Origin of the sequence: Leptolyngbya sp. PL-A3 (assembly GCF_039962325.1) — a bacterium.
Taxonomy (GTDB): Bacteria; Cyanobacteriota; Cyanobacteriia; order Elainellales; family Elainellaceae; genus Vacuolonema.
The window spans coordinates 31,947-48,052 of the sequence record NZ_JAMPLB010000052.1 but is presented as its reverse complement, the minus strand read 5'-3'; the positions used below and the strand labels follow the sequence as shown (position 1 = coordinate 48,052).

Annotated in this window: 9 protein-coding genes; 4 read left to right on the top strand and 5 right to left on the bottom strand. The window is 47.4% G+C overall.

What is annotated here, in order from left to right:
• Nucleotides 1-1,300 precede the first annotated feature (1,300 nt).
• From NDI52_RS26440 to NDI52_RS26430, 3 genes are all read left to right on the top strand, one after another.
• Nucleotides 1,301-3,937: a CHAT domain-containing protein gene (locus tag NDI52_RS26440; RefSeq protein ID WP_190775393.1), complete on the top strand. Its 2,637-nt coding sequence runs from the start codon at nt 1,301-1,303 to the stop codon at nt 3,935-3,937.
• A 73-nt stretch (nt 3,938-4,010) separates the two neighbouring features.
• The gene (locus NDI52_RS26435) at nt 4,011-5,774 is read left to right on the top strand and encodes a calcium-binding protein (RefSeq protein ID WP_190775392.1); all 1,764 of its coding nucleotides are present in this window, start codon (nt 4,011-4,013) and stop codon (nt 5,772-5,774) included.
• Nucleotides 5,775-5,800: 26 nt separating this feature from the next.
• On the top strand, nt 5,801-8,380 hold the full coding sequence (locus NDI52_RS26430; protein ID WP_348256580.1) for a filamentous hemagglutinin N-terminal domain-containing protein: 2,580 nt from the start codon (nt 5,801-5,803) through the stop codon (nt 8,378-8,380).
• Between the two features lie 16 nt (nt 8,381-8,396).
• Here NDI52_RS26430 and NDI52_RS26425 read toward each other — a convergent pair whose 3' ends face one another.
• The 5 genes from NDI52_RS26425 to NDI52_RS26405 all read right to left on the bottom strand — a co-directional run bounded on the left by NDI52_RS26425 (nt 8,397) and on the right by NDI52_RS26405 (nt 14,273).
• Nucleotides 8,397-9,206 carry a DUF928 domain-containing protein gene (locus tag NDI52_RS26425; RefSeq protein WP_348256579.1) on the bottom strand — a complete coding sequence of 270 codons (810 nt, stop codon included), beginning with the start codon at nt 9,204-9,206 and terminating at the stop codon, nt 8,397-8,399.
• The gene (locus NDI52_RS26420; protein WP_348256578.1) at nt 9,178-11,571 is read right to left on the bottom strand and encodes a CHASE2 domain-containing protein; all 2,394 of its coding nucleotides are present in this window, start codon (nt 11,569-11,571) and stop codon (nt 9,178-9,180) included. The genes NDI52_RS26425 and NDI52_RS26420 overlap by 29 nt, the downstream gene beginning before the upstream one ends.
• A 29-nt stretch (nt 11,572-11,600) precedes the next feature.
• Nucleotides 11,601-12,545: a DUF1822 family protein gene (locus NDI52_RS26415; protein ID WP_190775388.1), complete on the bottom strand. Its 945-nt coding sequence runs from the start codon at nt 12,543-12,545 to the stop codon at nt 11,601-11,603.
• Between the two features lie 31 nt (nt 12,546-12,576).
• Nucleotides 12,577-13,254, bottom strand: coding sequence for a sigma-70 family RNA polymerase sigma factor (locus NDI52_RS26410; RefSeq protein WP_348256577.1), 678 nt, complete (start codon nt 13,252-13,254; stop codon nt 12,577-12,579).
• Between the two features lie 320 nt (nt 13,255-13,574).
• Complete coding sequence (locus tag NDI52_RS26405; RefSeq protein ID WP_190775386.1) at nt 13,575-14,273, bottom strand: calcium-binding protein; 699 nt, start codon at nt 14,271-14,273, stop codon at nt 13,575-13,577.
• 299 nt (nt 14,274-14,572) lie between these two features.
• Here NDI52_RS26405 and NDI52_RS26400 point away from each other — a divergent pair, with 299 nt between their 5' ends.
• Entirely contained in the window at nt 14,573-15,700 is a 1,128-nt protein-coding gene (locus tag NDI52_RS26400; RefSeq protein WP_348256576.1) for a LuxR C-terminal-related transcriptional regulator, read from the top strand.
• The last annotated feature ends 406 nt before the right edge of the window (nt 15,701-16,106 follow it).

Sequence of the window (16,106 nt, the reverse complement as noted above, 5' to 3'; positions counted from 1 at the left end):
CGAGGATGTTCCATTCTTCATCAGTGAGGCTGCTGGAATATGGCATGGTACCTTGGTTCAAGGGATTTCAGTACCTTAATTTGAGATTGTAAAGATGTCAAATGGGTTCTATAAGGCATAGCAAAATTGGGCCGCAGTTGATAGACTTCTCCATTAGCTACTAAACGAATTTGTCAACTTACCAATCCTAGTTTGGCCGAGGTACGAAACCCCTGGAAATAATAGCCTGACCCAGTTTTGGTGGGAAACACTTCCGGGTGTTGGGCAATTTTCTGGTCGAGGTATTAGCGGAACGCCTTGCGGTTCCAGACTAAGTGTTGTATTCAACGCTACTGACGGAAAGACAGATTGTCTCCGGGAACCGTTGAGACGCCCTCGCTCACACGAACCTCACTCCTGAAGACCTACCTTTGAGTTTACCAGTCCTACCAGCTCTAAATGAGTTATGAGATGAGTTGCGAGAGAGGGTGTGGGCTACGTCCACATCCTCTCTCAACTCATTTAGGATTACTACGGTTACTCTTGCTTAACAATAAAATACGGCAAATGGCTAATAGAGAGTTCACTTGTGCAGAGGTAACTTGTTCAGTGATAAGAACACCTATATCTGAACTGCACATCTCTAGAGAATGTTCACGTTTGTTAAGATATACTACTTCTCTTGAAAAACTAGATAATGGTCGAGATCTGTAATTCTGCCTAATTGAGGCGTGGTTATACCAGGAGCTATCAACCTGAAGGCTGAAACCCGGAAGCCATTATATAAAAAGGAACTGAATTAGCTTACGTGTACCAGTAAAATTCAAAATACCTAAATTTACATTGGTTACTCAAGAAATCTATATTGTTGCGGATTTTGGATCAGTCCTAATTTCTCCTCGTTGAGCGTTCAACTTAAATTGTCTTAACAATTGAATAACTACACAAAAAATAGGTGTTGTGGATGTGTTAAAACATTTTACAAATCATGCTTAGAAAACAGGGTTATCAACAACTCAAGACCTTAAAAAAGTGGAGAAGCAATAGGCGAAATCGGCTTTTTCTTGGGTTGGCTTGGAACCGTGTTCGCTGGTTATCTGCACTCATGTTCATTAGTCTGTTCCTGGCTTTACAAGTTTTTCCTGCAGTCTCTCATCAGTTATCTGGGATTTCAATCGTTGCTGCCCCCAGGAATGTTTCTACAGAGAGAACTATAGGTTTTCCTGTTAAAGGAAATGATTCGCGTTTTGTTTTCTCTAAAGAAACGCAGAGTGAGAATCCAATCACTCTGAGGCAGGGCGAGGATACTTCCTTACAAAGGTTGCTGCAACAGGGGAATGACTTATATGCTGAGCATCGATTTCAGGAAGCTATTGATCTTTGGCTAGAGGCCGCTCAAAGTTACCAGGCTCAGGGAAACTCTACTTACCAGGCCATGGTGCTGACCTATCTATCACTGGCTTATCAGGAGTTGGGAGATTGGCAGCGGGCTGAAGAATCGATTGCCATCAGTCTGGCACTACTACACCAACATTCTGGTAACAACGCACCACAGCAACAACTAGTAGCCCAGGCTTTGAATGCAAGAGGGCGCTTGGAGCTGTCATTAGGGCAACCGGAGGTGGCACTTGAAACTTGGCAGCAAACTACTCATCTTTATCAACAACTTAATGATGCAGTGGGAATGGTTGGAAGTCTAATTAATCAATCTCAGGCTTTAGAGGCAACTGGCCGTTATCGACGTGCCTGTACGACATTGCTAGCAGCCATCGGTCGTGAAACATCTTGTGAAGAAATTACTTTTGAGGATGTTGAATCATTAGTGCGGACGTTTCAAGCGAATACGCAATTAGATTTGACCATTCGCGCTTTAGGATTACGTAATTTGGGCAATGTTTTACGATTGATCGGTTATTTGCCTCAGTCTCAGCAAGTTTTGGAGCATAGCCTGGAATTTAGCCAGGAATTGCAATCTGCTCAGATAGAAAATGCGACGTTACTCAGCCTTGGCAATACTGAGCGAGCCCTCTATTACCAGGCTAAAGATTTATATGAACGAACGGAGCGAGAAGGTGATCGCGATCGCACCCAAGCCACCGCTCAACAGGCACTGAACCGCTATCAAGAAACTATTACAAAAAGCGCGAGCCATCCTTATACCACCATTATTGGTATTCAAGCACAAGTACAACGGCTCAGCCTACTCATTGACTTTCAACAGTGGCAACAGCAGAACAGTTCTACCGTTGAAGTAAAGGATTTACAGCCAGAGATCCAGGCTCAAATTGGAGCATTGCTAGATGCGAATCTTGCAAATTTACCACCAAGCCGTACCCTAATTTTGGCTCAACTGAATTTTTCCAAGCAACTTATTAAAGCTGGAGCGCAATGGTTCAACACTGCTGTTGAGCTGACCCAAAGGGCACGGCAACAGGCCAATGAACTACAGGACGAGCGATCGCAATCCTACGCTCTAGGAACACTTGGGGAATTGTACGAACATCTCGGCTTGGTTCAGCCAGAACAGTTGTTTCAGGCTCAACAGTTAACGGAATCTGCATTAGGCTTGGCTCAAGCTGTCCATGCCTGGGAAATCGCTTATCAGTGGCAGTGGCAGCTAGGGCGAATTTACAAAGCGCTGGGGGAAGATGAGAAGGCGATCGCCCATTATCAAACAGCTGTAGAAACGCTACAGGTCGTGCGAAGGAACTTAGTGGCGATCGAAACCGATTTACAACTCTCCTTTCGCGATACAGTAGAGCCAATCTACCGAGAACTGGTTAGCCTGCTTCTACAAGCAGAAGGTAACAACCCTAGCCAGGAATATTTACAACAAGCGGCCCAATCAATTGATGCATTACAAATTAGTGAGTTAGAGAACTTTCTACGCTGTAATCTGGCTCCATCAATTGCAATTAATGAAGAGTCCGTTGATCCAACCGCAGCTGTTCTTTATACCATAATTTTAGATGGGCAACTGGCTGTCATTCTTAAATTACCACAGTCAGAACAGCTCCAATTTCATGCCATTTCTCGATCTGCAGAAGACATCGACCAAACTCTCAAACGTTTAAGACGAGAGTTGGTTCGTCCTTACATTTCTCCAACGGGTTTGTCTCTAGCTCAAGAAGTTTATAGCTGGCTAATCCAACCGGTAGAAGCCGTTCTTACCGAAAATCAGATCAAAACTTTAGTTTTTGTTCTGGATGGATCATTACGCAACATTCCAATGGCGATTCTCCATAATGGCCAACACTATCTGATTGAACAGTATGCTGTTGCCCTGGCACCTGGGTTGCGACTTCTAGAACCACGTCCCCTCAGTACCTTTGATTTAAATGTCCTAACCTTTGGGTTATCAGAAACGCGGCAAGGCTTCCCGGCTCATGAAGGATTCGCGCCTTTAGAAAATGTTGAGACCGAGTTACGGGAAGTCCAATCTTCCATTTCAAGCCGCACATTAATGAATCAAGCGTTCACCAGCAACGCTATGCGGGATTGGGTCAATACGTCACCCTTTCCCATCGTTCATCTAGCAACTCATGGACAATTTAGCTCAGATCCAGAAGAGACATTTATTCTGGCATGGGATGAACGCATTACTATTAACGAACTGAGCGCCATTCTTCACAGTCGAGATTCGAGTAATCCTCATCCTATTGAACTATTGGTATTGAGTGCGTGTAAGACTGCTGAAGGCGATCGCAGAGCCGCGTTAGGTTTAGCCGGGATCGCTATCCAGTCAGGAGCAAGGAGCACAATTGCGTCTCTCTGGGCTGTTGATGATCGCTCAACGGCCAATTTAATGGGCTTGTTCTATCGGGAATTAGCCAATACTAGTTACCCCATTGGACGAGCAGAGGCCTTGCGCCGCGCCCAAATTACATTGTTAAATTCGTCTGGCTATCAAGCTCCCCGCTTTTGGGCTCCTTATATCCTGCTCGGCAATTGGTTGTAGTCACATGGCCTGATCATGACAAATCCAGAGTCGTTTGAAATTGAAATAAAAGTAGTATCACCTGTTGATAGTTATGCCTAGAAGAGTTAGATCCCGCCGAATTCGGCGTACTGCTGTCGCTAATGCTCGCACTGAGCGAGACTTTACCTTATGGGGTGAGGACTGGGGGGATAATTGGAACTTACAGGATGTGGTCACGGATGAGATTATCTTTGCGCCCGGACAAACGACCCAAAATATGGGGTTTACAATTCGTGGGGATAACAGGTTTGATGGAACGCGCGCATTGGTTTGGACGATCGACGAGGATGCTAATTTTGGGTTTAGCCAAGACATCTATGTTTTCAATGAGGCGATCGCTGGTGATCCCATTTTCCAGCCTGGCTCTCCCGATGAGCCAAGCGAGTGGTTCATCGACTCGGCTCCCCAGAATATTCCTTTGCAACTGAATAGTTCGATTCGAACCGTTACTATCATTATTGAAGACGATGAGCTACCCGAACGTATTCTCCGAGGTACCGAAAACGGTGACACCATTCAGGTACCCAATAATGACTTTGTGAACGCACAAAATCGCCTACCTGCCTCTCTATACGGTTACGCCGTTTATGGTTATGGTGGCAATGATTTGATTCAGGGGGCAGATGGTATTGATGACTTGTTCGGATGGGATGGCGATGACACCCTGCATGGGCAAAATTCATCGGATTACCTGGCCGGTAATCGAGGAAATGACCAATTATATGGTGAACCCGAAGCGGCCCCAAATTCATTAGCGGCTGGTAGTGACCTGCTTGACGGGGGAGATGGTAACGATTCTTTGTTTGGTGGCCCTGGTACCGATACTCTTTTTGGTTCGGTAGGCAATGACACCCTACGAGGTGGCAACACGACAGAATCAGGTGCGGATCTCCTCTCTGGAGAGGAGGGATCCGATGTTTTGTACGGCGGGGGTGGTCAAGACACTTTAGAGGGGGGAACAGGGACGGATCGTTTTGAGTTCTATGATCCCCTTAATGATGGGGATGATTTTATCATTGACTTCAATCCGTCGAATGAAAATCTCTACATCTATCTAGGAAATGCAACGAATAGTTCCCGGATCTACCGTAATTCTGGTTTAATTTTTCAGCCCAATTTGACGCTCTCTGCCGATCAATTTGTTTCCTTTGATCAGGCTCAAGAAGTTAATGTGCAGGCACGGGATGTCAACGATCGATTTCTCTACAATCGCCGTTCTGCAACCCTATATTTCGATCGCGATGGAACGGGATCGGCTGCAAGGCAGCGTATTGCGGTCTTACGGGATCCGACAGTTCCCCTTAATCCAGCCAGTCATCCAGAACTCTCAGCGACGAACTTCATCCGATTTGGTGGGATGGAAGGTAATCGGATTATTGCGGATCCGGCAGGCAGCTCTATAAATGGCACCGGTAGAGATGATTGGCTGATTGGTAGAGAAGGGGCTGATCGGCTTAACGGCTCAGTTGGCAATGACATCTTAAATGGTGGTTCGGGAAATGACACGCTCATCGGTGGTAGCGGTGATGACATTTTGTATGGAGGAACCAACGAGGATAGGGGCCAAGGCGGTGCAGGCCGAGATCTCTTCGTCCTTCAAACAGGTCCTGGAATCTTGACCATTGTGGATTTTGAGCAATTTCAGGATCAGTTGGGAGGGGTGCAGGGAATTAGCGTGAATAACCTGGTCTTTGAAGATCAGGGATCAGGAACGTTAATCCGCTTGGGAACTGATTCTCTGGCCCTAGTGCAAGGCATTCTTCCCAATCAAATACGACGCGGTGCAATTGTCCCAGTTCCGCCGCCGCCTGTATAAGTCGCTCAACGTATGAGGTAACTGTGATGCTGCGCACTAGCTTGTTCAGTTTGCGGTCGCTCACACTCTTGATGATTGCGATCGGTAACACGTTCCTATGTCCACCTGTAGCTCAATCCCAGGTTCGTTCAGACGGAACCTTACCGAATCCCACCCTCGTCCGATCTCAGGGTAATCGGTTGGTTATTACGGGAGGCTCTCAGGCAGGCACCAACCTGTTCCACAGTTTTCAGTTGTTTTCTGTGCCAGGAGGAGAGATTGCCTCCTTCCGGCTTAGCAATGGCAATACCACTAATGTTATTTCCCGTGTTACCGGGCCTGCGGCTTCCCGAATTGATGGTGGTATTGAGGTACTGCAACCGAATGGGGCTGTGAGTCCAGCCAACTTTTTTCTGATCAACCCCCACGGTATTATTTTTGGCCCTAATGCGTCACTCAATATCGGTGGGTCGTTTCTCGCCACGACTGCTGAACGGCTAACTTTCGCGGATGGGACTGCTTTTAGTGCCGTTAACACTCGATCTTCTCTACTCACCGTAAGCGTTCCTACTGGTTTGCAGTTTGGCCTTTCCCCCGGCCCCATTCGTAATGAATCGCTCGTCCCTTTGCTGGATGAGAACGGCAATGTTGTTTTGGATGAACAGTCAGGAGCAATTCTTTCTGGTGGACTACAGCTCATTCCGGATCGAACATTAGCCTTCATAGGAGGGATGTTGGCTTTTCCTGAAGGAGCCGTAACCGTTCCAGATGGTCGAGTCGAATTTGGCAGCGTGGGAGCCGGAAGTACTGTCCGTCTTGTTCCGGTAGATGAAGGTTGGCGTATTGACTACCAGGGAGTTCAGGATTTTCAAGATATTTATTTTGATGCGGCAACTATTGATGTCAGTGGCGAGGGTGGCGGCAGTATCCAAGCACAAGGGAGACGCGTCACCCTTACGAATGAAACCTTCTGGTTTGCTGATGTATTTGATCGAGATGGCGGCGAAATTAGAATTCGTGCTTCCGAGGTGCTGATGGATGGTTCATCAGAAATTTTATCCGCTTCGGAAGGAGCGGGTCGAACGGCCAATATTGTGGTTGAGGGCGATCGCCTGACCTTGCGGAATGGATCGAATATAACCCTAATAAACACTGCATCAGGCAATACCGGAAACCTGACAGTGACGATGCAGGATTCCATTGATCTGCAAGGGGGTGTTGTAGAGGACAACGAGTGGCTTCCCAGTGGCTTGTTTAATCAAATCGGCGGATTCGAATATCCAGATACCGAGGGAAATGGAGGCAAGATTACCCTGACAACCTCCAGCTTGAACGTTTTGAGTGGTGCACAAATCAGCACTACCACCTTTGCCATCGGTAATGCAGGGGCAATCCAAGTGACAACTAACCAAGTTGTATTGGATGGGGTTGCGTTAAATGAAGGTCAGCTATTTGCCCCTCGTTCTTTACCGTCTGGTAGTGGAATTTTTGCTGGAACAGAACAAGGGTCACGTGGGGATGGAGGCGCATTATCTCTTACCACCGAACAGCTCAGTATTCTGAATGGGGCTGTCCTGCAAACGACCACTTTTGGTTTGGGGAATGCAGGCGATATGCAGGTACAGGCTTCCAACTTTATCCGGGTATCTGGTGCCGATATCGAGAACCGTTTTCCCAGTAGTATTATTGCGTCATCAGGTGGCATCCCTGGCACTGGATTCGAAGGTTTTCCAGAGGCCACAGGCCGGGGAGGTACCTTGCAGATTCAGACAGATAGGTTACAACTCACCAATCGCGGCACGATCGCCGTCGGCAGTCTAAACTCGGATGAAAACCGGGCACGTGGTGGCGGTAGGGCTATCATCGAAGCTAATGTCATTGAGTTATCGGATAGGGGCAGAATTCTGACAGCAACAGCTTCGGGGAACGGAGGCGATGTTCAGCTTCGAGCCAGAGATCTCATCTTCTTGCAGGATAACAGCCAAATCTCCACCAACGCGGGAAGCGCGCGCACTGGGGGAAACGGTGGCAATATCACAATTGATTCTGGGTTTATTATCACAGCGCTACCTGAGAATAGTGACATCACTGCCAATGCCTATAACGGTGCAGGTGGGGCAATCGCCATCACCGCAAGAGGCGTTTTTGGGATAGCAGTTCAGCCCGCATTAACCAACCAAAGTGATATTACCGCCAGTTCTGAATTAGGGGTGAACGGAACTATTCAAATTAATGCTCCCAATACAGACCCCACCCGTGGCTTAGTCGCCCTTGCCAGCACGCCCGTCAATGCCCAACTGGATCAGCGCTGTCAGACAGGCGGTAGCACGACAACCAGCCGATTTGTCGAAACAGGCCGGGGAGGACTTCCGCCGGGACCAGATGCAATGCTTGGGGGTAGCGGCGTTTGGGATGATCGGCGATTACCCACAGAGTTTGCCGATACGACAGTGCAACCTGCCCAATCAGTTCAACCCGCCACCCCACTTTCTTCTCCATCATCGCCCATCATTGAAGCTCAGGGATGGATCAGGAGCGATCGCGGAGAAGTCGTTTTAACAGCCAATTCACCGACTGTTGTACCCTATAGTTCCTGGCAATCACCTACCAACTGCCAAAATTTGTAAGCGTCCTTGTATGGACTCAGGGCGATTGCTCTTCCTCGCAGCAGGTTGATAGGGGAGCATTAGCGATCGCTTCCAGGCCAACAGAATCAAGGAAACTGCTCCACTGCCGCCTCAGTGTTAGATCATTTTGATTAGCTCTGCGGAGATTCACTATCAAGGTCAGGGCATCATGCCAAATGCCGTGATTGGCATAAAGTACTAGACGTTCTTGATCCAATGTGTCAGAAGACAAGGCAGTGGTTAAAGTGTCATCGGGTTCAATTCGTTTGATGAACCCACCTACAACAAGTGGTTCAGATGAATGACTGGTGTTGCTCTCCACAGAAAAGACCCAGTGATACACATGGCCTACTTCTAGCGGTTGCTCTAACAGCACACCAATAATACCTGTAGTATTTTCGAGGGTGACAGGTTGTATAAATGTCGGTTGCAGCGCCTCATTGAGTAGCACAAGTTCGGCAATCGCCCCTTCACGAGCAAATTCCGGTAAGTAAAACCAAAGCGTTGGCTGTTCTGAGATTGTCAATGCCATCGCAGCGTCGGATCGGGCACTACATCCGCTCTCATCCATAGAAACCTCTTGCTGCCCCGGCACCAGGGCAATGAGCAAATCTAAGCAGGCATTCCGTGAACCCGCAGAGGTACGGCTCGGTGGTCGGCCTTCGTTTTCAAAGTCCTCTGCTGGGGCATTAAAGAGCAATTGGCCTGGAGCAACAGATTGACTTGGTTGAGTGGTCTGCGCGATCGCATCAAAATTGGGTAATAGAACACTACTGAGTGTGCTGATGAGGAGAACACTACTGAGGGGGAAGTTGAGAGAGGGCATAATACCTCCTACCACCGTAAACAGAATGGGAGTTAGATTGATTCAGGGAGTGCATGAGCACAACACTGCTACCTCCAATACTCAAAGCTAGCGCGGCTGATACAAAGGGTAGCCACCACCCTATCACGAGCAAGCCAAAACATATGCCGTAAATAAGGGCGATCGCGATCGCCAACCTCAGTCCTATCATGAAGAGGGAGCGGCTCGAAAGACCTGAGTTTGAAGATCCAATCTGTACAAGGGCCGCACCGACTAGAGCACAAGCACTCATCCAAAACAATTCCCCCCACTGAGGCAACCATCGCAGCAGGGGGCGTTGATCGAGAACCGCACTGATGATTTGGCTGATCATATGAGCATGAACAATCACACCAGGCATGCGATCGGCTAAATTACCACGGTCGTAAGGTGTGAGATGCACATCTTTGGAATTAGTAACACCAATTAAAATGATGCGATCGCGAACCAGATTCAGCAACTGAGAATCCAGTTCACCGTTCAGAATTGATCGTAACGAAACACGTTCAGGTTCAGCTTGGCGATAGTTTAATAGAATTTGATAACCTTTCGCTTCATCAACAGGTAACTGATAGCCTCCAGCGTTATAGGGCAGTTTTGGAAAGATGGCTCTACCCATTTGGATCTCGCCTTTGGTATTACGCTGTAGTTGGATCTCAGCCTCTGCCTTTAAATAGTGCATCGCCAAGCGTAAGCTTAAGGATTGGCTGGTAGGGCATTCTGTTACAGAAGTCATTCCTAAAAACTGACGGCGAATCACATAATGAGGGTCAACTGGAACATCGCTAAATCCTAAATTCTCCTTCTTGGTAGTCGGTGGGGCAGCAATTGTATGGGGGTTGTCAGCCGTGGCTGCAATTTCGCAGGTTGCCACAAAAGCAGGCATTTGATTGAGCATGGTCGCTAGTTCAGGTGCAAATTCAAAGTCATGAAAAATATCTAACCCAACCGCACGCGGCTGATAGGGATTCACCTTTTGCAATAATTGCATCAATGCCTGATCCGACAATGAACCATGCCGTGCCATCCCCTGCACGTCCTGGTACTCGATGTCTGCTTCATCAATCGTGACGACAAGCATGCGATCGTCTACCCTTTCTGCTGGACGTAGGCGCATCAACTGGTCAAAAGTTTGTAATTCCAACGATTGCAAAAAGCCCAGCGTTTGCAGTCCCCAGACCAGGCCAATTACAAGAATACTGGCGAGGGCGATCGTATTGCGAGGAGGAACCTCATGGGTGGCAAGTGGATCGGTATAGCCTCGCAGACCATCCCAGGTTGGGGAGAGAACATTAGGGGCCTGACAAAGAACAGGTAGCCAACTTGCGTAAGGAAACTCATCTTCTAGCCCTTGCAACCGCTCCCGGGCCTGGCGCACAGCAAGATGGAGTGGCAACCCAGAGGCAAAAGCAGTCAGAAAATAGTTGAGAAATGCCTGGGCAACGGGGTCAGGTACCGGCTCCCGCATCACAATTACCTGCGGAATATGCAGGTGTTCTAATTCCTGGGCTAAGCCCAAACCATCACAGGAATTAAAAATTGCTAACTGCAAACCCTGGGCGATCGCCCGCTGTAAGCCATAGCTCAACTCCTCCAGGGTCAGGCTATCCTGCGGGTTCAGATAAATGCGTCCAGCTTCCCCCTTCGTCTGGCTGTGTCCGGCAAAGAACAAAATATCCCAGGGCTGCTCCCAGAGGTGGTCATTGAACTGCTGCCGCCGAGGTTGAGCTAAAAAGGTCACCTCAGCATAAGGGAGATTCATGAGTCGCTGGCGATCGCTTTCCACATCGATATCGGCACTATGTCCCAAAATAGCGAGAATACGAACCGTTTGTCGGGATGCATGAGCACAACATTCCGGTACCCCCGTTTGTTCAAACGTAGGGGCACTTAACACCAGTTCAGCCTGAGGAAAGCGTTGGATCAAATCCCACAAATACCAGGGAAGCTGACGAACATCGATGTGAGAGCTGCGCAGCACAATGCGAATGAGGTCAGTTCTTTGCAGTTCTTCCCGCAAGCGCAGATCCAATCTCTGGAACGAGGCAGACTGTAGCCAATCATTGAAGCGATCGCCCAGTTTACGTCCTAACTGACGGCAGTTCTCCAGACGGTTTACCGAGCCACCATAAACAATTTCTTGGGGCCGAATCCGAGACTGAATTCCCAAACCGCCGTAGCTCTGCTGCCATTGCTGTAGGAAGCTTGCTAATTCCGGGTCTGGTGGCAGATGTCCCTGCAATTCTACCTGAGGACGTTCACCTTCAAAGCCAATCTCTAAAATGACCTGAAAGCCCTGGTGCTTCAGATCCCCATCCAACCGCAGTGTGACAAGCTTTCCGGTCATTCCCGATGCGACAGCTGTATAGGAACAGTTTAGATAATGAACGATTCTGTAATGCTGTCAGCCCCTAAAGCAAGTTGAACATCAAATTGCTCACCGGGCTGTCCTGTAAAGCGCAATTGAATCATCTCCGTTTGCCGAGACTGAGCCTGCATAATGGCTACTCCCATTTCGTCGAGAATCGATACCTGTAAATCGGTAGGTAAGTAGCCTTCACCCCCCGATGGGGCAACCCTCACCCAAATCCCCCATTCCTGATTCTGGTGAGGAAGAATGCCTACCAGCAGAACAACGGGTTCTCCTGCCTCATAGGAACCCAGAATGAGAGGCTTACCCCGGTTGATCTCGGCGACCGCATCCCCTGACTGTACCTCCCCTCCACGCATACTAAAGGCAAGTTGTTGGGAGCCAAATACGCGATCCAGGGTTTGCCACCCTTCCTCTGCAACTGCTTCAATCCAACGGCTCAGGTTGATGATAGGCGAGGCCACTGGCGCTGCAACCGCTGGGGTGGGTGTTAAGTGATCAAAAAGTTCATCGAGCGATCGTAGTTCTTCTAGAGACACCGATAGAGCCTGAACCGAGGGCAGAAATCCTAACAGGGTTGCCTCTGTTAAATCAGTATCAAACTGTACGGCAACATAGCCCAGTCGCTCTGCCCATACCTCAGCAGGAACATAGAAGGTTCGCTCTCCAGGCAAGACTGGACGGCATTCTAATTTGCCCTGATTGACAAGAGTGAGATCTGCTACATCAGCCAGGCTTTGCAGCATTGGGTTCCAACTATCACTTGCAGCTAAATCAGTCTCAACTCCCATCCACTCCAAATAGTGATTCACCGCTTGTACCGCCAGCGTATTGAGATACACCTGCTTTGCTTTCTGGGGATTGGATTGTTGCTGGCGAAACTGTTCCGCTACCTGATGCGCCCCTCGAGTGAGTGGCAGCGTAAAGATGGAGTCGTCGGTGAGATTCATGGTCCTGGATGTGTTGGTGCTGGGATCGAGATTACAGTAAATACTCTTTAAGTTTGGGAGCAAATCTGACAAGACAACGCTGATAAAAACCACTTAACGTGGGTATGGCAATGTTCAGTTCTGAGGAAATCTCCTGCCAGGAAAAACCAGCCATTCGCTTCATTGCCAGTATTTGAAAACTGGCATCAGGATGGCCCGCAATACAGGTTTTCTGAAATAGCCCTTCTGGATCTTCCTGCAAAACCTGTTCTACCTCCTGTGCAGTGGAAGGTGTAAGTTGAGGGTTAACTTCAGCAGGATTATTCCGATCTAAATCTTCAATCGTGATGTACTTAGTAGACTTTGGATCCATTCCTTTGTAAACCGTTGGCATCAGGTCTCGGCTGGCTTCTACAAAGAACCGCCGACTCAGTAGGAAGTTAGCCCACTGCAACACTTCTCCACGAGCAGGCGTGTAATCGTCAATGCGATCGCAGATATAGGCAAACAGCCGCTGCATCGCCTCAGCATAAATATCCTGGTAAAACCCCTGGAACTGCCCCACTTGAGGTCGCACCAACCGATTGGATCGCTGCATTGCACTTAATAGCTTTGTTAAAGCACGCTGCCGCTCTCGACTTTTGGCTGGGTACCGCTGTGCCATTAAAGCAAGCTGCCTTAAGCGTTCATCTAGGGACAGTTGGTCAGATCGATCATCGGGTGAACTCATGATTTAGAAGGGAACGTGAGTCATCTCTACAGTATTCTCAAGTTAAAAGTGTTGTTTTTATGCAATCACTCCATAATTGTTCAATGTTGGTGATGTAAGTATGAAATGGATGCAAAGTCATAAATTCTTGCATCTTCACATCTAAACCTCGCAATCAGCCATCGAGGCCTTGATGAGCCGAGCGCATCTTTGTACCTGAATTTATAGGAAAAAACTTTCCCAGACTCTAATTTCTGGGAAAGTTTATAGGATACCCAGGGAAGGTCTCATTTGGATGACGACTCAACGTGAGCCGCAAACATAGCGCCTTCCAATGAGCCTTAAATGGGGGTTACACTATTTCGCACATCTGTAACACTGGTCGTATTCGTAACTAAGCCAATTAGATCAGGCCCAAGTAAACCATTGCTAATAATACCAACACCACTTCTGCCGTCAACCTGGGTAAGGGCATACTGATAAGAACCGGCACCATCCACAAAAATACGATCGATACCACGTTCAAAGTCTGTAATTAAAGCGTAGTCAAATCTGTTTCCGCTGGCATAAAAAGGAACGGTGCCTGGAATATTACAAAGATAGAAGGTGTCGGCTCCAGTTCCTCCTGTGAGAGTATCTTTTTCAAGCAAACCACCATCCGTACCAACCAATACATCATTGCCAGAGCCACCGTTTAATGTATCATTACCAGCATTCCCAAATAAGCGATCTGCATCAGAGCCACCGTTCAAGATATCTTGTCCGATACCGCCGTAGAGGGTGTCATTGCCGCTGTCTCCATTAAGAGTATCATTGCCTTCCTCCCCATATAAAACATCATTACCGTTTCCTCCGGATAGCCGATCGTTTCCTCCCAGGGTAGGTATAACGATCACACCAGGAGGGATCCGATCACCATAAATAGTGTCATTACCATCTCCACCATTTACAACATCATTTCCGCCTAGAGCATAGATGATGTTGGACGCAGCACTATCTGTAGATACGTCATTGAAGGGGGTCAGTGTAATAGTTGCCATCTTGAAGTCCTCCTGAAGGTATGAATCACTTCTGATGGGTTCTCAGAGAGGAGGGGAATATTTTATTTGGGTTTTACAAAACTTTATATTTTTATTCCTCCGTCCATCGAACAGGACTAGAGATAATTGCTCGTTGCCATCTGTTATGGGTCAATTCTTGATTCAGCAGTACTCGGCTGGACAGTTGCTACTCAAATTTCTCCGACTTATCCCTGTTACCAGGAGAAGGTATAGATCCTTCATTGAGTGTTTTAAGATCCTAGATAGCCCTAAGAATTCTTCCACCATCAGGAGCAATCATGACGACAACCTTAACGGTACAGGATCATCAGAAAATTCTGGATTTTCTGCATGGGATTTACACACTTGATAGTTTGCAAAACTTCCCTGCGTATGTTCTTAACGGTATCGCAAAACTTGTTCCAGCAGATATCCCTGTTTACACATCAATTGATTTTGCAAATGCTCAACTCTTTACTGTAGAAGGAACTATTCCTAATTTTTCTAATTTATATAAGCATGTGCAGCAGCATTTTTATGATCACCCATTTGCTGAGCGCTTTTCTAACTTAGACTTTACTGCTTATAAGCTTTCTGATTTTCTCACTGAAGAACAGCTTAAGCGTTCAGAAGTGATTTATCAAAATTGTCTTCGTTTAATGGGTATGGAAGAAACCATGTCATTTGCCTTGCCTCAGACTTTACCCATATCATCAAGCATTAAGAATGGAGAGCATATAAAAGATATTAAGTTTGAATGTATTAATCTGTTTCGTAGCCAACGGAATTTTACGGAGCGTGATCGCCTCGTTCTGAACACACTGCACCCTCACCTGACCCAAATTCGCCAAACGGCTCAGGTCTTCTTTCAAATAAAGCAAGAGAATGTCCAGTTATATGACTCTTTCAATGCAGCTGGGGGAGTGCTCCTCTCCAAGGAGGGGCACATCCAATTCATGAGCCACAAAGCAGAACGATGGTTGAAGCAATATTTCTCGTTTAGCTGTTCTGGGAAATTGTTGCCCGAGTACTTACAGCAATGGGTTAAGTATCAACTGTCCTTGTTTTTAGAGAGTGAATCGAGTTTAAACCCTCGCTTGCCGTTGGTTATGGAACAAGAAGGAAAAAGGCTTACGATTCGTTTTGCCACTGAACCAAACCAGGAGCAGTACGTTTTGCTTTTGGAAGAGCAACGACAACCTCAATTATCGATTGAGTCTTTTAAGCTAATAGGGTTGAGCGCTCGAGAAGCTGAGGTATTGTACTGGGTTGCGAAAGGCAAAGAAAATTTAGAGATTGCTGAGCTTTTGTATATTAGTGCTGCAACCGTCAGAAAGCATTTAGAGCGAATTTACCTCAAGCTAGAAGCCAAAACCCGTACAGCTGCCGTTGTAGCTGCCTTAGAGAAGCTTGGGTTAATTAACTAGATAGGGTTTAAATCTCTATCAAAGAAAGAGTAGAGGATGTTTTTACAATACAGCGCGAACTCCTGGACAAACAGAGGATGATTTCTATCTAACTCAGTGTACAGAAATATAGCTCGATGCTATTTTGACATCATTGTCATTTGGACTGATGCATATATTGTGCAATTAACTGAGGTGGGAGGCGATCGCTATAGCGCCACAGCAGGTCCACTTCGGCTAATCGCCGACAGACCAGGATAGACGGCTGGCGATGGGAGCAACCTTGCGTTGCAAACCAGTGCCCAACTGTGCTTTGGCTTGTCTCGGTCAGACGGGCAAGTTCGATGTAATTGACCTCCCACCGCGCCAGAAATTTCTGAGGTGTGACAGGCGCACAAATCGCTTGATAAAGCTCAAACGGGTCCTA